This window comes from Nocardia sputi, from assembly GCF_023501985.1.
The window spans coordinates 62,361-82,431 of sequence record NZ_JAMFLC010000019.1; the positions used below are offsets into that span (position 1 = coordinate 62,361).

Below are 20,071 nucleotides of genomic sequence, written 5' to 3' on the forward strand. Positions count from 1 at the left end.
GATCAGACAGAGCCCAGGATGCCGAGCACCTCGTCGGAGCTGTAGAAGGGAGCCAGGCGCTCACGGATCAGCCCGGCGAGGACGCCATCCCGCTTCGCGCCCTCGATGACCGCCGGTCCGTAGCGCAGGATCTCTGCGACGATGTCGTCACCGGTGAGCCCGAGTTCGGGCAGCATGGCCGCCAGGGTGTAATCGCCGTACTTGGTGAAGAACACCTCCACGCACTCGTCCAGGAGCAGGCCGAAGTACTCCTTCTCGCGGGTGGTGACGGCGATCTCGTAGCACAGCAGCACGAGTTCGTTGAGGTCCTTCTGGGTCAGGTACCGGCGCAGCCCGCTGACCGGTTCGTCGGCGTGCAGGTCCCAGAACTCCATCGCGGCGTCGTGCACCGGCGCGTCGCGCAGCATCTCGCGGATGGCGTTGTTGGTGCGCTTGAGCGCGAACAGCGCGCCCTTGCCCGCCAGATCGCCGACGAACGTGCTGTCGGCGGCGACCTTCTTGGCGCGATTGGCCGCGGACTGGCCGAGCGACATCAGCGAGGAGACGCCCGGGATCTTCTCGGCACGCTCCCGATTGGCCTGCATGAAATCGTTGATGAGCTTGTCGACGAACTTCGACGCGACCGTGGCCACCAGCGGGCTCTCGGTGAGCCGGTCCAGAATGCGCTCCTGCGCCTGATGCATGCCGAAGATCTTCTCCAGCAGCGCCTCGACCGGCTCGCGGTCGACCACCTCGCCGAGCGTGTAGTCGTGGTTGGCGGCGATATGGTCGTAGATGGAGTCGGCGAACACACCGACCATGTCCGCGATCACCGGACTCCCGCCGATCAGCTCGACGATGGTGCGGACGGTCTGCTTGGCCTGGCCGATCTCGACGACGTCCCGGAAGACGAGTGTGTCGGCGACCGCGAGCACGGCCTCGGTGTCGCGTGCGACCACCTCCGCGAAGCGCTCACCGGTCACTTCCGCGAGCAGGAATTCCACCTGGGCGTCCAGTAGCCGTTCGGCGATCTCACGCGGCTCGCTCATCGAATTCCACCCATCACAGTCGTCGTCCGGCACGGCCGGCCCGGATCACGGCTGCTGTGGGTCGGCGTCGTCGCCGTGCACCGACTTCCGTATCCGGTCCAAGCGCTCGCGCGCGGCCTTCTCGCGTGCCTGCCATTGTTCGTCCACACTGCGGCCCGCGGGAGTCTGCCGGTCGAGTTCACCCATCCCCTGCGCGGTGCCATAGCGCTGCTCGACCTTATCGCGAACTGACTCGAAGGTAGGAACGCCGGTGGCCGAATACCCGCCGCTCGTGGCGGGCGGCGGCGTACCGGGCAGCGGTACCGGTACCGCTGGTACCGCGGAAGGGCCGCCGACCTGGCCGGATACCTCCGGCAGCGACCCAGGAGCCGGGGTGGTTCCGGCTGGGGTGGTAGGAGTCACATCCGAGGCGGCTCCTACCTCACCGGTCTCCACCAACCCGACCAGCGCCGCGTGAACCGCACCGAACCCCGGGCGCCCGGCCGTCGCGACCAGCAGCACACCTGCCAGTTCCCTGTCGGGCAGCCCGGCCAACCGGCTAGCGATATCGCTGTTGTCACTCATACCGCCAGGCTACGCAGCCGGGACCGGACCACGCGCCGTTCACGACCGCACGAGCGCGCCCGCCCAATCGCGCACGAGGTCGTACCACATCGAACCGCCGACGAGGATCAGGTCGTTGTGCCCCGCGCCGGGAAAGACGACCAGCCGCTTCGGCTGCGGCGCCGCGGCGTAGAGCCGTTGCGCGTGCCGCAGCGGCAGCAATTCGTCCTGGTCGCCGTGCATGATCAGGACCGGAGCGCGCAGCGAGCGAATACGGCGTTCGTTCGGATAGGCGTTCGGGACCAGCGGTGCCGGCAGGAAGGGATACACCGAGCGAGCCGCGTCGCGAAGACCGCTGAAGGTGGACATCAGCATCACCCCGGCCGGCGGATGGTGCTGCGCCAGCTCGAGCACGACGCCACCCCCGAGGGACTTGCCCAGATACAGCACGCGGCTCGGATCGACGCCCGGTTGCGCCAGCAGCGCCCGGCGCGCGGCATGTGCGTCCAGGTAGGTGCCGTGCTCGGTCGGTTTCCCGGTGCTGCGTCCGTACCCGCGGTAGTCGAAGGCCAGCACGTCGAACCCGGCCTCGGTGAGCAAGGCGAAGATCGGCACCCGGTCACCGATGTTGCCCGCGTTGCCGTGCGCGAACAGGATGTGTCCGGCCGAATGCCGGGCGGGCATCCACCAGCCGTGCACGGTTTCCCCGTCCGAAGTCGGCATGGACAGCTCGGTGTAGTCCATGCCGAGCAGCGCCGGGGTCTGCAGCACCATCCGCTCCGGCAGGTAGGTCAGCGCGTTCAGGATCGGACGAGCCGGATGTCGCATGTCCACGTTCTTACTCCTGCGGAAGCGGGGCGGCATCAGGCGGGTGGTGGGAGAACAAGCCGGGCGAGAAGACCGTGCGGGTCACACCTGCCGCACGGTCTCGTCGGTCGGGAAAGCAGGCGGTCAGCCGCGCAGCACCGCACCGACGGCCTGGGCCGCCGCCGCGACCGCCGCGTCCCGCGCCGCACTCGCCTCGTCTTCGGTGAGGGTCCGGTCGGGGGCCCGGAAACGCAGGGCGTAGGTGAGCGACTTACGTCCCTCGCCCGCCTGAGCGCCCTCGTACACGTCGAACAGCGCGATGTCCTCCAGCAACTCGCCACCGCCGGTGCGCAGCGCGGCTTGGACGGACGCGGCCGGAATCGACTTCTCGACGCTCACCGAGACGTCCTGGAGCACCGCAGGGAACGGCGACACCGTCGGAACCGGCCGAGTTTCCCGCAGCGGCAACGCGTCGAGGTCGAGCTCGACGGCGCAGGTGCGCGGCGGCAGACCGGAACGTTCCAGCACGGCTGGGTGCAGTTCACCCGCGTGGCCGACGACAGTTCCGTCGACCACCAGCTCGGCGCAGCGTCCGGGGTGCCAGGGCAGATGAGCCGCCGGACGGCGCTCGATCGTCACACCCGCCGCGTCGCCGACGGCGTCGGCCAGGGCGAAGGCGTCGGCGGCCTCCACCGGACGGCCCGGCCCCCACGGCCCGCGCGGCTCGCGGCGACCGGTCAGGACGGCGGCCACGTGCACCGGCTGCTCGGGCAGCGATTCGACCAACTCGGCGATCTCGTCGTCGGTGGGGCGGCGGTCCACCGGCAGCGGTTCGACCGCCTTGGTCTTCGCTCCGGGCAGCACGACTTGCGCGATGCCGTAGATGGCCAGATCACGCGCGCCCCGCGAGATGTTGCGGGCGGCCACCTCGAACAGGCCGGGCAGCAGCGTGGTGGCCAATTCGGAACGCTCCACGTCGAGTGGGTTCAGCACCTTGGTGGTGGCGCGACGCCGGTCGTCGGCATCCAGGCCCCAGATGTCGAACACCCCGGCGGGCAGGAACGCCGGCGGCGGAACCTCCACGGCACCGGCGAACGCCAGCGCACGGCTAACGGCGCGGCGGCGGCGCTGGGCCGGGGTGAGCCCGCGCCCGGCCGGTGCGGCGGGCAGCACGGAGGGGATCTGCTCGAGCCCCTCCAAGCGCAGCACCTCCTCCACCAGGTCGGCGGGCTGGGCCAGATCGGGCCGCCAACTCGGCGGCGTCACGACCAGCTGACCGTGTCCGCTGTCGCTGACGCCGACCTCGACAACGCAGCCGATCTGCGCGAGGCGGCGCGCCGAGGTCCCGGTGGGGTAGATGACGCCAGCGACGCGGTCGGCCAAGTCGATGTCGATGCGGATGGGCTCGCGAGCCGCCACCGGCACCCGGACGTCGGTCAGCACGGGTTCGACGGTGCCACCGGCGATTTCGGCGAGCAGGGTGGCGGCCCGATCGAGCGCGGCGACGTTGATCTCCGGATCGACGACCCGCTCGTAGCGCTTACCGGCCTCGGACACCAGCTTGTGCCTGCGCGCGGTCCGGTAGATCAGCAGCGGATTCCAGGTGGCCGCTTCGAGCAGGATGTCGGTGCTCTCCGCACCGACCTCGGTGCTCGCCCCGCCCATCACACCGGCAAGCGAGATGACGCCGGAATCGTCGGCGATCACCACGTCCTCGGCGTCGAGCGCCCGCTCCACGTCGTCCAAGGTCCGCAACTTCTCGCCCTGGTTCGCGGTGCGGACCACCAACCCGCCGGACAACTTGTCCGCGTCGAAAGCGTGTAGCGGCTGCCCGAGTTCCAGCATGACGTAGTTGGTGACGTCCACCGCGGGCGAGATCGGGCGCACGCCCGACAGCAACAGCCTGCGCTGCAACCACCAGGGGCTGACCGCCTTCGGGTCGACGCCGGTGACCCGGCGCGCCGCGAAACGGGTGCACCGGGAGTCCGGCTCGACCTGGATCGACCAGGCTTGCTGCTCGTGGTCGGGCAGGGTCCGCACCGCCGGGTCGGCGTACTCGAGATCGAAACCGCACGCCAGTTCGCGCGCCAAGCCGCGCACCGAGAAGCAGTAACCGCGGTCGGGGGTGATGTTCAGCTCGATGACGGTGTCGTCCAGACCGAGCAGTGCGTTGGCGTCGGTGCCCGGCTCGGCGGTGCCCGGTTCCAGCACCAATATGCCGGAATGGTCTTTGCCGATGCCGAGTTCGGCGACCGAGCAGATCATCCCGTTGGAGACGTGGCCGTAGGTCTTGCGCGAGGTGATCTGGAATCCGCCGGGCAGTACGCCGCCGGGCAGCACCACGACCACGAGGTCACCGACCTCGAAATTACTCGCGCCGCAGATGATCTCCTGCAGTTCGGGCTTGCCGATGTCCACCTTGCAGAAGCGGATCGGCTTTTTGAACTCGGTCAGCTCGGCGATCTCGGCGACCCGGCCGACCACCAGCGGCGCCTCGCCGCCCTCCGGGCCCGCGACCCGCTGGAGCTTGTCGACCTCTTCGACTTCGAGCCCGACCCGGACGAATCCCGCGTCGAGCTCCTCCGGCGTCACCGACCACTCCGGGGTGGTGCGCTGGATGATGTCGGTCAGCCAGGACTGCGCTACTCGCACTTGACGTTTCGCTCTCTCGATCGAAGGGTGAGGTCAGGACCGGATGCCGAAGGGCAGCGTGAAACGCACGTCGCCTTCGACGATGTCGCGCATGTCCGGGATGCCGTTGCGGAACTGCAGCGTCCGCTCCAGGCCCATGCCGAACGCGAACCCGCTGTACACCTCGGGATCGATCCCGCTGGCGATCAGCACCTTCGGGTTCACCATGCCGCAGCCGCCCCATTCGACCCATCCCGCGCCGCCCTTCTTGTCGGGGAACCACACGTCGACCTCGGCGGAGGGCTCGGTGAACGGAAAGTAGTTGGGGCGCATGCGGGTGCGGGTCTGCGGCCCGAACAATGCCCTCGCGAACGCGTCCAGCGTGCCGCGCAGATGCGCCATGGTCAGGCCCTTGTCCACCGCCAAGCCCTCGACCTGTGAGAACACCGGGGTGTGCGTGGCGTCCAGCTCGTCGGTGCGGAAGGTGCGGCCCGGGCAGACCACATAGATCGGCACGTCCCGCTCCAGCATCGAGCGCACCTGCACCGGAGAGGTGTGCGTGCGCAGCACCTGACGCGAGCCCTCCGGCGCGATGTGGAAGGTGTCCTGCATGGTGCGGGCGGGATGGTCGGGCAGGAAGTTCAGCGCGTCGAAGTTGAAGTGCTCGGTCTCCACCTCGGGGCCTTCGGCGACCTCCCAGCCCATCGCGACGAACACGTCGGCGATCTGCTCGGAGATGACCGTGATCGGGTGCCGGGCGCCGACGGCCGTGCGGCGGGCGGGCAGCGTCACGTCGATGGTCTCGGCGACCAGTACGGCGGCATCGCGCTCGGCCAGCAACGTGACGCGGCGGGCCTCGAACGCCTCCGACACCCTGGCCCTGGCGACGTTGACCCGTTTGCCCGCGTCGGCCTTCTCCGTCTTGGGCAGGCTGCCCAACGCACGCTGCGCCAGGGCCAGCGGCGCCTTGCCGCCGAGGTGCTCGGTTTTCGCGACCGCGAGCGCATCCAGGTCGGCGGCAGCGGCGAACGCCTTCTCGGCGGCCGCCGCGGCCGCGGCCAGTGCCTCCTCGGTCAGCGCTGCGCTCTGCTCGACTGCCTCGATGTCGTCGGCCACGATGCTCCGTCTCTCCCCTCGGGATCGGTCCGCGGGCACGGCTGATCGCCATCCCGCATTGCTGCTGGTCGAATCGTATTCGATACCTCGGTGGCGATTCACGCGGATTACCCGCTAACGCGGACCGAGCGGTCTGTTCAGTCTGTGCCGATCTGCCCATCCGCGGCCTGCGGGCACCAGCGCGCGGGCGGATCGGCGAGGTCGCCGGTTGCGCGTTGCGACCGAGGTCTCGGCACCCGGACCGCAGGTGGGCTGCATGGTCCGGATCGCCGATGCGCCCGCCGGGTGCACAGCGCACCCCTAGCCCAACCCGCGGTCTCGAGCGCAGCGAGACCGACCATTGTCCGCTCGCGGCCCGGCTCGCGTCCGAGTGGCCGCCGCGTACATGACGAAGGAGCAAGCGGCGGCCGCTCGGACACGAGCCACAAGGGAGCCGCCAACACGTCGCGCCGCAGGTGGCAGATCAAACACAGTAGCGGACGCGCGAGTTCGCGTAGAGGCAGATCGCGGCGGCCGTCGCCAGATTCAGGCTCTCGGCGCGGCCGCGGATCGGAATGCGGATGCGGTGGTCGGCGCGCCGGGCGACGGCCGGGTCCAACCCGTGCGCCTCGTTGCCGAACAACCAGGCCACCGGGCCGGTGAACAACTCGTCCGCGTCGTCGAGATCGACCTCGCCGTTCGCCGCGGTCGCCAGGATGGTGATGCCCGCCGCGGCGATCGCATCCAGCGTCTCGCCGACATCGCGGTGCCGTGCGATCGGCACGTGGAAGATGCTGCCCGCGCTGGCGCGCACGCACTTGCCGTTGTGCGGATCGACGGTGTCGCCCGCCAGCACCACGCCGTCGGCGCCCACGGCATCGGCGACCCGCACGAGCGTGCCCGCGTTCCCCGGCTCGGCCATCTCGACCGGAACGGCCAGCATTCGCGGCGCCGAGTCGAGGATTCGGGAAAGGGGCACGTCGAGCAGATCGCAGACCGCCACCAATCCCGGCGCCGTCACCGTTTCACCGAGATGCTGCGCCGCTCGATCGCTGACCAGCGTGGTGCGCACGCCCGTCGCGGCCGCCTCCGCGATCAGCGCGTGGTCGCGTTCGGCGGCGGCTTTCGAATAGAACAGTTCGTGGACGCGCGCGGTCTCCAGCGCTGCCGCGACGGCGTTGGCGCCTTCGGCGAGGAATCGTCCCGCTTTCCGACGCTGTGCGCCGCGCTGCAGCTTGACAGCGGAAACGACCCGTGGATTGCGCTCGCTGAGCGCTTCCACGGGTCGTTCCGAGAGTTGTCCGTGTGCCAACGGATGCGGCTCAGGCAGCCGGCGCGTTGACGTCCTGCGGCAGGGCGGCCTTCGCGACCGCGACGAGCCCGGCGAACGCCTCGGCGTCCGACACCGCGAGCTCGGCGAGGATCTTGCGGTCCACCTCCACACCGGCGGCCTTCAGGCCCTGGATGAAGCGGTTGTAGGTGATGTCGTTGATCCGCGCGGCGGCGTTGATGCGCGCGATCCACAGCTTGCGGAAGTCACCCTTGCGCGCCCGGCGGTCCCGGTAGGCGTAGGTGAGCGAGTGCAGCTGCTGCTCCTTGGCCTTGCGGTACAGCCGCGAGCGCTGGCCGCGGTAGCCCTTGGAGGCCTCGAGGATGGAACGGCGCTTCTTCTGAGCGTTGACGGCCCTTTTGACGCGTGCCACTGGTCAGTCCTGTTCGATCTGGGGGCGCGGGGCAGCGCCCGGAAATGGGTCGGGGTGGCGACGGAGTTGCTCCGGTCGCGGTGTGCTTGTCGGTCCGCGCCGGGCGCGATCAGATACCGAGAAGCTTCTTCACGCGACGGACGTCGGCGGGGGCGACTACTTCCACGCCGTCCAGACGACGAGTCCGGCGGGTGGGCTTGTGCTCGAACAGGTGGCGACGGTTCGCCTGCTGGCGAAGCAGCTTGCCTTTGCCGGACACCTTGAATCGCTTCGAGGCGCCGCTGTGCGTCTTCATCTTCGGCATGGATTCCTCTATCTGTCGTCCCGGCGGCCGGGGCGGGTCGCCGGTGTTCTGATCGGTGTTACTGCGGGCCGGCCGTCTCGGCCTGCTCCGCAGCGGGCTGACCGGCCGGGGCGGCACTGGGCGCCGGGCGCGGACCCGACTCCTGCTGCGCCTTCACCCGGGTCTTCGCACCTTTGTGGGGGGCGAGGACCATGGTCATGTTGCGACCGTCCTGCTTGGCCGAGGTTTCCACGAAACCCAGTTCGGCGACGTCGGATGCCAGCCGCTGCAGCAGCCGGAAGCCGAGTTCGGGCCGGGACTGCTCGCGTCCCCGGAACATGATCGTGACCTTGACCTTGGACCCGGCCTCGAGGAAGCGAACGACATTGCGCTTCTTGGTCTCGTAGTCGTGGTCGTCGATCTTCGGGCGGAGCTTCTGCTCCTTGATCACCGTCTGCTGCTGGTTCTTCCGAGACTCGCGCGCCTTCTGCGCCGTCTCGTACTTGAACTTGCCGTAGTCCATGATCTTGCAGACCGGCGGACGGGCATCGGGTGCCACCTCGACCAGATCGAGGTCGGCTTCGAGGGCGACGCGTAGTGCATCTTCAACACGCACGATCCCAACCTGCTCGCCGCCAGGTCCGATGAGCCGGACCTCGGGAACTCGGATGCGATCGTTGATGCGGGTCTCAGTGCTGATGGGGCCTCCTAGGTCAAGCGGTGTCGTCGGACGACCGCGCGCAATAACTGCAACCCCTGTTCAACACGAAGGCCCCGGTGCGGTATTCCGCACGGGGCCCGATGTCGACCGATCGCCGACCACGAGCGAACTCGCGTCGACCCTCGTGATTCGGGTTCTCCATGAGAACTCCGGCACGAGAAACCCGCCCTCTCGGGCGGATGACCGGACCGCTGGACCGTACGATGACTCGTCGGCAACGGTGGGAGTCGGGCTCCACTTATCAGCCCCGAGGCAAGCCCGGGGCGGTCGTCGGCGGAAAGTCTAACATTCCGTTCGGCTATCGCCGAATCGGGTCGAAAATGCCTTGCCCGGCCCGCACCCGCGTGCCACCCTCCCCCGGTGCTCACATCACGCCGTGACCTGCTTCGATGGCAATTCGACCTGACCTGGTCGCTCGCCGGGATCCATTTCGACGCGCTGCGGCCCGAGGATTTCCTCTGGGAACCCGCCGAACTCACCTGGACGGTACGCCCCGGCGCCGACGGCGTGTGGCGGCCGGACTGGGCCGACAGCGAACCCGACCCCGTGCCCGTTCCGACGATCGGGTGGCTCACCTGGCACATCGGCTGGTGGTGGGGCACGGCCATCGACCACGTCGAGGGTCTCACCCCGCCCGCGCGGGAGGACGTGCACTGGCCCGGCGACGGCGCCGCGGCCATCGCCTGCCTGCGTGATCTGCACACCGAGTGGGTGCGCGTGCTCGGCGGGTTCACCGAGGCCGACCTGGACCGCCCGTCCGCCTACCCCTGGCCCGCCGATGCCGGGCTGAGCATCGCGCACCTGGCGGCCTGGGTGAACGCGGAGTTGATGAAGAACGTCACGGAGATCGGCCACCTCCGGATGCTTCGCGCGGCGTCGCTAGCCTGAAGGCATGACTGACGAGCTCGACGCCTCCGTACGCGAACTGGCCGATATCCCCGCGGTCGAGGTGATCAGCCGCGCCGCCGTGATGCTGATGAGCTCGGCGGCGGAGAAGCTCGGGTTGGCCGACGAGGACCCGGACAACAGCCCGCGCCGTGACCTGGACGAGGCGCGCCGCGTGATCACCGCGCTGGCCGGACTCGTCACCGCGTCGGTGGAGTACCTCGGCCCGCACGCCGGACCGATCCGCGAGGGGTTGCAGTCACTGCAACGCGCCTTCCGCGAGTCCTCCGCGCATCCCGACGAGCCGGGTAAAGGTCCGGGCGAGAAGTACACCGGCCCGGTCTACTGACGAAGACGTCCTCGGGGCACCAGCCCACCGATACTTCCGAGCGCGGCCGGAATTGTGAACGAAACACATATGGCGACAACGATGGTTAGGAAATTTCCCAACGATTAGGGCACAGTGAGCCCATGGCTACTCGGATTCTTCTCGCTCCCGGATTCTGGCTCGGTGCATGGGCGTGGGACGAGGTCGCACCCGATCTGCGCCGGCGTGGCAACGAAGTACAGGCGCTCACATTGCCGGGCCTGGATGCCGCGGACTCCGATCGGTTGTCGGCCACCCTGGAGTCCCAGGCACAGGCCATCATCGACGCGGTGCCCGCGGGCGAGACCGTCGTGCTCGTCGCGCACTCCGGCGGCGCGGCGCCCGCCTATCTCGCCATCGACCGCGCCCCCGAGTTGTTCCGGCGGGCGATCTACGTCGACAGCGCGCCGCTGCCGAACGGCTTCGTCATCAACTCCGCGCTGGACGTCGCCGCGCGCGAATGGGTCCTGCCGGAATGGTCCGAACTGGAGGCCGAGGGCAGCAGCTTGACGGGCCTGGACGAAGCCGCGCTGGCGCGCTTCCGCGAACGCGCCGTGTCGGAGCCGGTATCCGTCGCGGCCGCACCGCTGCGGTTGAGCGATTCGGCCGCGCGGCTCGCGGTCCCGACCACCGTGATCTGCAGCAGCATGACCGCCGAGATGGTCGAGAAGCTGCGAGACAACGGTGAAGCCCCCATTTTCGCCGAACTGGCCCGAATCGACGCCGAGTACGTCGACCTGCCGACGGGCCACTGGCCGATGTGGTCCAAGCCGAAGGAACTCGCCGAACTGATCCACACCATCGCCAACCGCTGACGACGAAAACGGCGCGGCCCCGGACGAATCCGGACCGCGCCGCACGGACGACGGGTCAGCCGACCGCCGCGGTCTTCTTCACCGCCCGCCTGGTGGCCTTCGCCGCCGCCTTCTTCGCCGGAGCCTTCTTCTCGGCGTTCCGCGGCGCTGGCGACGGATTCAGGACCTCTTTCAGGAACTGGCCGGTGTAACTGTCCGCGACGGCCGCGATCTCCTCCGGGGTGCCCTGCGCGACCACGGTGCCGCCGCCGGAGCCGCCTTCGGGCCCCATGTCGATAACCCAGTCGGAAGTCTTGACGACGTCCAGGTTGTGCTCGATGACGATCACGGTGTTGCCCTTGTCCACCAAGCCGTTGATGACGTTGAGCAGCTTGCGGATGTCCTCGAAGTGCAGACCGGTGGTCGGCTCGTCGAGGATGTACACGGTGCGGCCGGTGGACCGCTTCTGCAGCTCGGCGGCGAGCTTCACCCGCTGGGCCTCGCCACCGGAGAGGGTCGGAGCGCTCTGGCCGAGACGCACATAGCCGAGCCCGACGTCCACCAAGGTCTTGAGGTAGCGGTGGATCGAGGTGACCGGCTCGAAGAATTCGGCGGCCTCCTCGATGGACATGTCCAGCACCTCGGCGATGGTCTTGCCCTTGTAGTGCACCTCGAGGGTTTCCCGGTTGTAGCGGGCGCCGTGGCAGACCTCGCACGGAACGTAGACATCCGGCAGGAAGTTCATCTCGATCTTCAGCGTGCCGTCACCGGAGCAGGCTTCGCAGCGACCGCCCTTGACGTTGAACGAGAACCGGCCCGGCTGGTACCCGCGCACCTTGGCCTCGGTGGTGGCCGCGAACAACGTGCGGATCTTGTCGAAGACGCCGGTGTAGGTCGCCGGATTCGATCGCGGGGTACGGCCGATGGGCGACTGGTCCACCTGCACCAGCTTGTCCAGGTGGTCGAGCCCGTTGACCCGGGTGTGCCTGCCGGGCACCTGCCGCGCGCCGTTGAGCCGGTTCGCCAGCACCGTCGCGAGGATGTCGTTCACCAGAGTCGACTTGCCCGACCCGGAGACGCCCGTCACGGCGGTGAGCACCCCGAGCGGGAAGGCCACATCGATGCCCTTGAGGTTGTGCTCGCTGGCCCCGACGACGGTGAGTTGCCGCTTCTTGCTGACCGGACGGCGCACCAGCGGCACTTCGATCCGCTCCCGGCCCGACAGATACGCCCCGGTGAGCGAGTTGGGGTCGGTGAGCAGTTCTTCGTAGGGCCCGCTGTGCACCACGGTGCCGCCGTGCTCGCCGGCGAACGGGCCGATGTCGACCACCCAGTCCGAAGCACGGATGGTGTCCTCGTCGTGCTCGACCACGATCAACGTGTTGCCGAGATTGCGTAGCCGAGTGAGGGTTTCGATGAGCCTGCGATTGTCCCGCTGGTGCAGGCCGATGGACGGCTCGTCGAGCACGTAGAGCACGCCGACCAGGCCGGAGCCGATCTGGGTGGCGAGCCGGATCCGCTGCGCCTCGCCGCCGGAGAGCGTGGCGGCCGCGCGGGACAGTGTCAGGTACTCGAGGCCGACGTCCAACAGGAAGCCCAGCCGCGCCTGCACCTCCTTGAGCACCTGCCCGGCGATGGCGGCCTCGCGCTCGCCCAAGGTCAGCGAATTGAGGAACGCGGAGCACTCGCCGATGGACAGATCGCTGACGTCGGCGATGGACTTCTTGTCGCCGTTCGCGGCGATGGTGACGGCGAGGATCTCCGGGCGCAGCCGAGCGCCGTTGCACACCGGGCACGGTATGTCGCGCATGTACCCGTCGTAGTGCTCTTTCATCTGCTCGGACTCGGTGTTCTCCATGCGCCGCTGCAGGAACGGCATCACGCCCTCGAAGTCCGCGTAGTACGACCGCTTGCGCCCGTAGCGGTTGGTGTAGGACACGTGCACCTGGTCGGCGCTGCCTTCCAGCACCGCCTTGCGCGCCTTCGGCGGCAGATCCTGCCACGGGGTGTCCATGGAGAAACCGATCGCATCGGCGAGACCGGACAGCAGCCTGGTGAAGTACTCGGCGGTCTGGCCACGCGACCACGGCGCGATGGCGCCGTCGTTCAGGCTCAGCGCCGGATCGGGCACCACCAGTTCCGGGTCGACCTCCTTGCGGATGCCCAGGCCGGTGCAGTCCGGGCAGGCGCCGTAGGGCGAGTTGAACGAGAACGAACGCGGCTCGAGGTCCTCGATATCCAGTGGATGGCCGTTCGGGCAGGCGAGACGCTCGGAGAAGCGGCGCTCCCGGTCGTGCGCGTGCTCGTCGCGATCCACGAAGTCGAGCACCACGATGCCGTCGGCCAGCCGCAGCGCGGTCTCGATCGAATCGGTCAGGCGCTGCTTGGAATTCGGCTTCACCGCCAGCCGGTCGACCACGACCTCGACGTCGTGCTTCTCCTGCTTCTTCAGCTTCGGCGGATCGGTGAGCGGATACACCACGCCGTCGACCCGCACGCGGGAGTAACCCTGCGTGTTCAGCTGGTCGAACAGGTCGACGAACTCGCCCTTGCGGGTGCGCACGACCGGGGCAAGCACCTGGAAGCGGATGCCCTCCTCCATGGCCAGCACCTGGTCCACGATCTGCTGCGGCGTCTGCTTGGCGATCAGCTCGCCGCACACGGGGCAGTGCGGCGTGCCCGCCCGCGCGTACAGCAGCCGCAGGTAGTCGTAGACCTCGGTGATGGTGCCCACGGTCGAGCGTGGATTGCGGTTGGTCGACTTCTGGTCGATGGACACCGCGGGCGACAGACCTTCGATGAAGTCGACGTCGGGCTTGTCCATCTGGCCGAGGAACTGCCGCGCGTACGCCGAGAGCGACTCGACATAGCGCCGCTGCCCCTCCGCGAAGATCGTGTCGAAGGCCAGACTCGACTTACCGGAGCCGGACAGACCGGTGAACACGATGAGGCTGTCGCGGGGCAGGTCGAGATCGACACCTTTGAGGTTGTGCTCCCGAGCTCCGCGCACAGTGAGGCGTTCCGCCACAGGTCGTCCCTTCTCCTTCGTGTTCGACGTCCGGACATACCCCCGGCCGCCATGCTAGGCATGAGCACCGACAAGTTTCGCGGACCGCCCGTCACCTCGACGAATGGCGGGAACCCGGCGGCCGGACGTTACGTGATCGAGCCGGGAAACAGGCCAGGACGCCTCCGTAGCATCGCCCTCCCGGCATCCCTGGTCAACAGTGCGACTGCGCTCGCCATTCCCCCGGCCGCCCGCCGTCACGGTGCCGCGCCCGCACGTCCGGGGAATTCGCAGACCCGAGGGGCGGTGCGGGGCTACCGAGTCCGGCAGGGCTCGCCAGGGGTCGCCGCAGCGCACCTGGCGCTCATCACCCTGGTGGTGTGATGAAGAACATCGGCACGGGCCCCGGTACCGTCCGTCGAGTACGGGTTCCCGGCGTGCGCGCCAGTCCGCCGACTAGACTGACCTCGCTGTGCGCACCCCATCGGCCTCCTCGGCTCCTTCATGACGGACCTCACCCCGCACCTTCCGTCAACGGTGCTCGACACCCTGCGCGCCCTCGTGCGCACGGCCACCCGCCTGGTCGATGCCCGCTACGGCGCGCTCGGCGTCCGCGGACACGATCGCCAGCTGGCCGAATTCATCTTCCAGGGCATCGACGACACGACACCGATCCACATCGGCCGCTCCCCCGAGGGACAGGGCGTCCTGGGACTGCTGTTCCTACATCCGGAACCGATCCGGCTGGACGATCTGTCGAAGCATCCCGCCTCCGTGGGTTTTCCGACCCACCATCCTCCGATGGGCAGCTTTCTCGGCGTCCCGGTGCGGATCGGCGAGGAGATATTCGGCAATCTCTACCTCACCGAGAAGACGGGCGGGCAACCGTTCACCGACGACGACGAGGCCATCGTGCTGGCACTGGCCGCCGCGGCCGGTATCGCCATCGAGAACGCCAGGCTGTACGAGTCCGCGCGGACCAGGCAGGCCTGGATCGAGGCGACCCGCGACATCGCGACCGAGTTCCTCGCCGGCACTGCACCGGACCTGGTGCTCGCGCAGGTGGTCGCCCGCGCCCGCGCGCTGACCGGCTCGGAGCAGGCGCTGCTGGCCGTGGTCGCGCCGGCGACGCCGCCCGACGAGGCGACCGAACTCGTTGTCGCGCAATGGTTCGGCCCCGGAGCGGGCCCGCAGCGGGTACGTATCGCGGGCACCGCCACCGGCACGGCGTTCACCGAGCGCGCGCCGGTGCAGGTCGCCGATGCCGGGTCGGTCGATCTCGGCGCTCCGGTCGGCTCGGCGGGGCCCGCACTGGTGCTGCCGTTGCAGACCGCCGATCTCATGCTCGGCGTGCTGATCATCGTGCGTCCGCCCGGGTGTCCCCCGTACCCCGGCGAACTGGTCGAGCTGACCGCCGCGTTCACCGACCAGGCGGCGCTGGCCATGCAATTGGCCGAGACGCAGCGCAGGATGCGCGAACTGGACGTGCTCGCCGACCGCGACCGCATCGCCCGTGATCTGCACGACCACGTCGTCCAGCGGCTGTTCGCCGTCGGGCTCGGGCTGCGGGCCACCGCCGCGCGCACCGACGATCCGGAAGTGCGGCAACGACTTTCGACCGAGATGGACGGTTTGCAGGAGGTCGTGCAGGAGATCCGCACGTCGATCTTCGACCTGCACGGCGGCGACCCGCTGCGGCGGCGGCTCGAGGACGCGATCCGCCAGCAGACCGCCGACGGCGCGTTCCGCACGAGCGTGCGCTTCTCCGGACCGCTGTCGGTCGTGGGCGACGCCCTCGCCGATCACGCCGAAGCCGTGGTGCGCGAATCGGTCAGCAACGCGGTGCGCCATTCCGGTGGGAACAGACTGGCCGTCGAGATCACCGTCGACGACGAGCTGACCGTCCTCGTCGAGGACAACGGCACGGGCATGCCCGCGGACGTGACGCCGAGCGGACTGGCCAACCTCACGCAGCGCGCGAGCATGTCCGACGGCCGATGCACGGTGGGTCCGGCCGAGGGCGGCGGCACCAGAGTGCACTGGTCCGCGCCGCTGGCCTAGCGATCAGGCGGGTACCACGAGCGCCAGATCGCCGTCGTGCCGCCGGTACAGCAGCCCGCCGCGGCCGCTGCCCGGGTCGGTGCAGAACAGGAACGGTAATCCCTTGCGGCACAGATCCTTCGCCGCGTCAGCCGGATCGAGGCACGCGGCGGGATCCGCGTCGACGACGATCGGCGGGGCGCTCATGGCCACCTCCGGTGACCGGAGCGGCGGATGGGTCGCCCCTTGGCGGACGAGCCGCACGCCGGGCTCCGCCCAGTGCACCACCGCGTCCTCACCGGTCTCGGCGTCGGTGAACAGGTGGGCGCCGTAATCCATGGCGTCCAGGACCTCGACCGCTTCGGCGGGCGTGCAGGTGGACAAGGCACACCGCTTACGGCGGACGATCGGGCGCGGCTCGCCGGCCCGGGCAAGTGGAGGTCGGCCCGGATCGGGCCAGGTCCGCGCTTCTCCCCTGGCCAGCCGGGCCAACTGGCGGTCGAGGCGCTCGGCGGCGAAGGTCACCGCGAACCCGCGCGGCCCGGTGACCTGGACCCGGGTGACGACCTCCCGGTTGCGGACATCGACCTGCACCACCATCGGCTCGGCCGCGTCGGGCGGGGCGCTCATACGTACCCGGGCGGGCGCGTCGAGATGATGTCTGCGCAGGACGCGAACGATCGCTCGCACCGCCCGCGTGACGTCCATGGCGGGCACGTCACCGCGCGTGGTCACCGCCACTTCCGGTTCCGCGGCCGTCGTCCAGTGGTCCGATGCGTATCGCAGCCCCGGTGAAACCATCCGCAATGCCCCGCTTCCCAGATTCGATCCGTCCCCCTATGCCAGCACCGCATGGGTGTCGCGAACAGGGCCGAAAGTCCCATCGGCGAAAAGCGTTGACTCCGGCGCATTCCGGGCTCGTCGAAACCGACCGGGCCGAACGTCTCCGTCGCGCATCGCGGTCGCCCGAGCGACGCTCAGGCGGCGCCGAGCACCACGACGGAGTTGTTGCCGCCCATGCCGAGGGAGAGCTTCGCGGTGAGGCCGCCTTCGAACGGCGCCGGGCCGTCCAGCAGCCGCGGATGCGCGGGCGCGACGATCGGGGCCGCGGGCACGATGCCCCGGTCGTAGCCGAGCGCGGCCACCGCCACCTCGACGGCGGCCGCGGCCCCTTGGCAATGACCGGCCAGGGGCTTCACCGCGTAGATGTGCGGGCGGTCGGCGAACAAATGCTCGAGCAGATGGTGTTCGGCGACATCGCACTGGCGGGTTCCGGTGCCGTGCGCGTTGAAATAGCGCACGTCCCCGGCGGTGACGCCCGCGTCGGCGAGCGCGCGGCGGGTGCAGTCGAGGATGTGCTCGTGCGTCGGGTCGACCGAGACGACGTGGTAGCCGTCGTTGGACATGGCTCCGCCGAGTACCGCGGCATACGGCCGATCGGCCGAACGGGTCAGGACGAACGCGACCGAGGCCTCCCCCATGCTGAACCCGCGGCTGCCCTGCTGGAAGGGCCGGCACGCGTCCAGCGGTTCGGCGTCGGTGATCGCGGCGCCGAGCCGGACGAAACTCTCCACCATGTCCGGGGTGGCCGACAGGTCGGTCGCCACGAAGAGCACGTCGTCGGCCATGCCCGCGTCCAGCCAGAGTTTCGCGGTGATCAGCGCGACGTTGGCGGAGCTGCACGCGGCGAAGACGTTCATGGCCGGACCGTGGAAACCGAACTCCTGCGTCAGCATCGAGACCGGCGTGGACGGCAGCAGCCGCAGGTAGTCCCTGGACCGGCGATCGCCCCCGTCGACGAGGTAGAAATCGCGCCAGTTCACCACGTCGCCGAGCACGATGGCGTGCAGCAGCCCGACGATGCGGCCGGGCCGCCAGCCGCGGTCGCGCGCGTCCGCGACGGCCTCCCGCGCGGCCTCGTGCACGGCGCGTCCGTAGCGGCTGGGGCTCACCTCGGGGTCCCCGCCGTCGGGGACCAGCGCGACCCACGCGTCCTCGTCGCGCCCGGGGCCGTAGCCGCGTTGCAGCGATGCCGCCGACTTGCCGCTGAGCAAGCCTTCCCACAATCGCTCACGTCCCCACCCGTACCCGGTGATCGCGCCGATCCCGGCGATGGTCATATGATCTCGGTGCCCCGGATCGAATCGGAACCGCGTGGCGGTGTTCGGGTCGGTGCCCGGCATGTATCGCTCCTTCACCGGCTCCCCGGGCCGACCGAGCGGTCTGCCCCACCTCGACGCAGGAACCGGGTTCAGTAATGATCGCCGGATCTGACCCGAGAACGTGCCAGTACTGTGATCGAAGCAATACCGTCGACGATGTGATCTTGTACACGTCGATACAAGAATAATCCCGTGTTCCAATGGCCATAATGGGGTCGATGATCGGGGGTTCGAGTGGGTGACGACAAGCTTGCCGCCGCGGTCGACGCCGCCGAACAGCTGGCCGCGCGTTACCGCTCCCTGGTCGAACACACCCCGGACGGGATCTGCGTGCACGAGCGCGGCGTGGTGGTCTACGTCAACCCCGCGACCGTCCGCCTGCTCGCCGCCGAGAACGCCGAGGAGGTCGTCGGCCGTCCGCTGACCGACTTCGTCCACCCCGCTTCCGTCCCCTCGATGCTCGATCGGATCAGCACCCTCACCACCGCGGGCGCGGCCTCGGCGCCCACCGAGATGACGCTGATGCGGGTGGACGGCGGCACGGTCCCCGTTGAGACGGTGTCGGTGCTGACCGCCTGGCACGACCGCCTCGCCTACCAGGTGGTCATCCACGACCTCACCGCCCAGCGCCACGCCGAAGCCGCGCAGCGCAAGGCCGAGCACTACTTCACCACGGTCGTCTCCCAGTTGGAGGAGGGCGTGGTGGTGATCGATCCGGAAGGCCGGATCGAGTCGATGAATCCGGCAGCCAAGCGCATCTTCGGCACCGAAGGGCCCGACGGGCACGTGATCGGCCGCACCATCCAGTCGCTGCCGCTGGTGCTGCTGGACGCGAACGCCCAGCCGCTGCCGCCGAGCCGCCATCCGGTGGCGCGCACCCTGGCCACGGGCGAGACCATCACCGGCTACGTCTTCGGGGTCGACCGGGTGGACGGTCAGCGCCGCTGGTTGTCGGGCAGCAGCCGCCTGCTCAATCCCGGCGACCCGCGCTCGTCGGCGGTGTCCTCCTTCGCCGACATCACCGAATTCCGCGCCAGCAGAAGGCAGCTGGAGTACCAGGCCACGCACGACTCGCTCACCGGGCTGGCCAACCGTTCGCTGATCCTGTCCCAGCTGGCCGCCGCGCTGGCCAGTACCGATGAACTGTTGCCGGTGTCCACCGTGCTGTTCATCGACCTGGACGGGTTCAAGGCGATCAACGACACGCTCGGGCACGCCATCGGCGACACCGTGCTGCAGATCGTGGCCCAGCGTTTGCAGCGCGCGCTGCGCGGTGACGACATCGTCGGCAGGCTGGGCGGCGACGAGTTCCTGGTGCTGTTGTCCGGCCGCACCCGGCGCGTCGACATCGAAGCGCTGGTGAACAGACTGCGCTGCACCATGGCCGAGCCGATCATCGCGCGCGGGCACCGGATCGAGGTCAACGCCTCGATCGGCGTCACCGAACTGCGTGCGGGCGACCGGCGCAGCCCGGAGGCCGTGCTGCACGACGCGGACCTGGCGATGTACCGGGCGAAGCCGCCCGGTCACCGAGAAGGGGCCGTCACCAAGGGCCGCAGGCCCAACAGCACCCACGCGTCCTGACCGCCCCATGATCGTCGAACACGCCCTGCTGCCGGTTCGCCCCGAGCGCGCCGCCGAGTTCGAGGCCGCCTTCGCCGCGGCGCGGCCGATCATCGCGAGCATGCCCGGCTTCCGGTCGCTGTCGCTGGCGCGCGGCGTCGAGTCGCCGGGCAGTTATCTGCTCCGGGTGGAATGGGACCATCTCGACGATCACGTCACCGGATTCCGCGGCTCTCCGGAATATCAGCGCTGGAAGGACTTGTTGCACCACTTCTACGACCCGTTCCCGGTGGTCGAGCACTTCACGCCGGTGCCCCTGACCGCGGCCGAAGACGCCTGCGTCGCGTCGCCCTCGACCAGACCTGCGGTTACGGCGCGGCCTGGGCAACCCCAGTAGAATCGACAACTCTGCTTTCCGAGCGTTCACCTACCCCGCCGGGTA

17 protein-coding genes and 1 pseudogene are annotated in these 20,071 nt (G+C 69.3%); 6 read left to right on the top strand and 12 right to left on the bottom strand.

Features of this window, described 5'->3' with window-relative positions; all coding sequences use genetic code 11:
• Positions 1-2: 2 nt before the first annotated feature.
• From M8859_RS24225 to infC, 9 genes are all read right to left on the bottom strand, one after another.
• Complete coding sequence (locus M8859_RS24225) at positions 3-1,028, bottom strand: hypothetical protein (RefSeq protein WP_159923907.1); 1,026 nt, start codon at positions 1,026-1,028, stop codon at positions 3-5.
• A gap of 45 nt (positions 1,029-1,073) precedes the next feature.
• On the bottom strand, positions 1,074-1,592 hold the full coding sequence (locus M8859_RS24230) for a PspA/IM30 family protein (RefSeq protein WP_249644868.1): 519 nt from the start codon (positions 1,590-1,592) through the stop codon (positions 1,074-1,076).
• Between the two features lie 39 nt (positions 1,593-1,631).
• Complete coding sequence (locus M8859_RS24235; RefSeq protein ID WP_159924046.1) at positions 1,632-2,399, bottom strand: alpha/beta hydrolase; 768 nt, start codon at positions 2,397-2,399, stop codon at positions 1,632-1,634.
• A gap of 123 nt (positions 2,400-2,522) precedes the next feature.
• Positions 2,523-5,030 (bottom strand): phenylalanine--tRNA ligase subunit beta, encoded by a 2,508-nt coding sequence (gene pheT, locus M8859_RS24240; RefSeq protein ID WP_249644869.1) that lies wholly within the window; start codon positions 5,028-5,030, stop codon positions 2,523-2,525.
• A gap of 33 nt (positions 5,031-5,063) precedes the next feature.
• The gene (pheS, locus tag M8859_RS24245) at positions 5,064-6,125 is read right to left on the bottom strand and encodes a phenylalanine--tRNA ligase subunit alpha (RefSeq protein ID WP_195071656.1); all 1,062 of its coding nucleotides are present in this window, start codon (positions 6,123-6,125) and stop codon (positions 5,064-5,066) included.
• A 463-nt stretch (positions 6,126-6,588) separates the two neighbouring features.
• On the bottom strand, positions 6,589-7,386 hold the full coding sequence (locus M8859_RS24250) for a TrmH family RNA methyltransferase (protein ID WP_159923901.1): 798 nt from the start codon (positions 7,384-7,386) through the stop codon (positions 6,589-6,591).
• A gap of 40 nt (positions 7,387-7,426) precedes the next feature.
• Entirely contained in the window at positions 7,427-7,807 is a 381-nt protein-coding gene (rplT, locus tag M8859_RS24255; protein WP_039797323.1) for a 50S ribosomal protein L20, read from the bottom strand.
• 109 nt (positions 7,808-7,916) lie between these two features.
• Positions 7,917-8,111, bottom strand: coding sequence for a 50S ribosomal protein L35 (rpmI, locus tag M8859_RS24260; protein ID WP_043689645.1), 195 nt, complete (start codon positions 8,109-8,111; stop codon positions 7,917-7,919).
• A 58-nt stretch (positions 8,112-8,169) separates the two neighbouring features.
• Complete coding sequence (gene infC, locus M8859_RS24265; protein ID WP_159924044.1) at positions 8,170-8,835, bottom strand: translation initiation factor IF-3; 666 nt, start codon at positions 8,833-8,835, stop codon at positions 8,170-8,172.
• 336 nt (positions 8,836-9,171) lie between these two features.
• Between infC and M8859_RS24270 the strand changes: the two genes are divergently transcribed.
• The 3 genes from M8859_RS24270 to M8859_RS24280 all read left to right on the top strand — a co-directional run bounded on the left by M8859_RS24270 (position 9,172) and on the right by M8859_RS24280 (position 10,878).
• Positions 9,172-9,699 carry a DinB family protein gene (locus M8859_RS24270; RefSeq protein ID WP_159923899.1) on the top strand — a complete coding sequence of 176 codons (528 nt, stop codon included), beginning with the start codon at positions 9,172-9,174 and terminating at the stop codon, positions 9,697-9,699.
• Between the two features lie 4 nt (positions 9,700-9,703).
• The gene (locus M8859_RS24275) at positions 9,704-10,045 is read left to right on the top strand and encodes a DUF1844 domain-containing protein (protein ID WP_159923897.1); all 342 of its coding nucleotides are present in this window, start codon (positions 9,704-9,706) and stop codon (positions 10,043-10,045) included.
• 122 nt (positions 10,046-10,167) lie between these two features.
• Complete coding sequence (locus M8859_RS24280) at positions 10,168-10,878, top strand: alpha/beta fold hydrolase (RefSeq protein WP_159923895.1); 711 nt, start codon at positions 10,168-10,170, stop codon at positions 10,876-10,878.
• A gap of 55 nt (positions 10,879-10,933) precedes the next feature.
• Here the strand turns inward: M8859_RS24280 and uvrA are convergent, their stop codons facing one another.
• Complete coding sequence (gene uvrA / locus M8859_RS24285; RefSeq protein WP_195071658.1) at positions 10,934-13,885, bottom strand: excinuclease ABC subunit UvrA; 2,952 nt, start codon at positions 13,883-13,885, stop codon at positions 10,934-10,936.
• Positions 13,886-14,368: 483 nt separating this feature from the next.
• Here uvrA and M8859_RS24290 point away from each other — a divergent pair, with 483 nt between their 5' ends.
• Positions 14,369-15,925: a sensor histidine kinase gene (locus tag M8859_RS24290; RefSeq protein ID WP_249644870.1), complete on the top strand. Its 1,557-nt coding sequence runs from the start codon at positions 14,369-14,371 to the stop codon at positions 15,923-15,925.
• Positions 15,926-15,928: 3 nt separating this feature from the next.
• On the opposite strand, the gene M8859_RS24295 is transcribed toward M8859_RS24290, so the two are convergent.
• Together M8859_RS24295 and M8859_RS24300 are read right to left on the bottom strand one after the other, a co-directional pair.
• On the bottom strand, positions 15,929-16,639 hold the full coding sequence (locus M8859_RS24295) for a sigma 54 modulation/S30EA ribosomal C-terminal domain-containing protein (protein WP_249644871.1): 711 nt from the start codon (positions 16,637-16,639) through the stop codon (positions 15,929-15,931).
• Between the two features lie 242 nt (positions 16,640-16,881).
• Positions 16,882-18,087, bottom strand: a complete 1,206-nt coding sequence (locus tag M8859_RS24300; RefSeq protein WP_372492937.1) for a beta-ketoacyl synthase N-terminal-like domain-containing protein — start codon at positions 18,085-18,087, stop codon at positions 16,882-16,884.
• Between the two features lie 213 nt (positions 18,088-18,300).
• Between M8859_RS24300 and M8859_RS24305 the strand changes: the two genes are divergently transcribed.
• Positions 18,301-19,650 (top strand): diguanylate cyclase domain-containing protein, encoded by a 1,350-nt coding sequence (locus M8859_RS24305; protein ID WP_195071661.1) that lies wholly within the window; start codon positions 18,301-18,303, stop codon positions 19,648-19,650.
• Between the two features lie 7 nt (positions 19,651-19,657).
• Positions 19,658-19,942, top strand: a pseudogene (locus M8859_RS24310) (antibiotic biosynthesis monooxygenase family protein); the annotation flags it as partial.
• Between the last annotated feature and the right edge of the window lie 129 nt (positions 19,943-20,071).

What these genes read in the sequence shown, in the direction of transcription:
- M8859_RS24230 (WP_249644868.1), bottom strand. Translation starts at nt 1,592, where the DNA reads ATGAGTGACAACAGCGATATCGCTAGCCGGTTGGCCGGGCTGCCCGAC.
- M8859_RS24275 (WP_159923897.1), top strand. Translation starts at nt 9,704, where the DNA reads ATGACTGACGAGCTCGACGCCTCCGTACGCGAACTGGCCGATATCCCC.
- M8859_RS24300 (WP_372492937.1), bottom strand. Translation starts at nt 18,087, where the DNA reads ATGCCGGGCACCGACCCGAACACCGCCACGCGGTTCCGATTCGATCCG.
- rpmI (WP_043689645.1), bottom strand. Translation starts at nt 8,111, where the DNA reads ATGCCGAAGATGAAGACGCACAGCGGCGCCTCGAAGCGATTCAAGGTG.
- M8859_RS24225 (WP_159923907.1), bottom strand. Translation starts at nt 1,028, where the DNA reads ATGAGCGAGCCGCGTGAGATCGCCGAACGGCTACTGGACGCCCAGGTG.
- M8859_RS24290 (WP_249644870.1), top strand. Translation starts at nt 14,369, where the DNA reads ATGACGGACCTCACCCCGCACCTTCCGTCAACGGTGCTCGACACCCTG.
- M8859_RS24280 (WP_159923895.1), top strand. Translation starts at nt 10,168, where the DNA reads ATGGCTACTCGGATTCTTCTCGCTCCCGGATTCTGGCTCGGTGCATGG.
- M8859_RS24235 (WP_159924046.1), bottom strand. Translation starts at nt 2,399, where the DNA reads ATGCGACATCCGGCTCGTCCGATCCTGAACGCGCTGACCTACCTGCCG.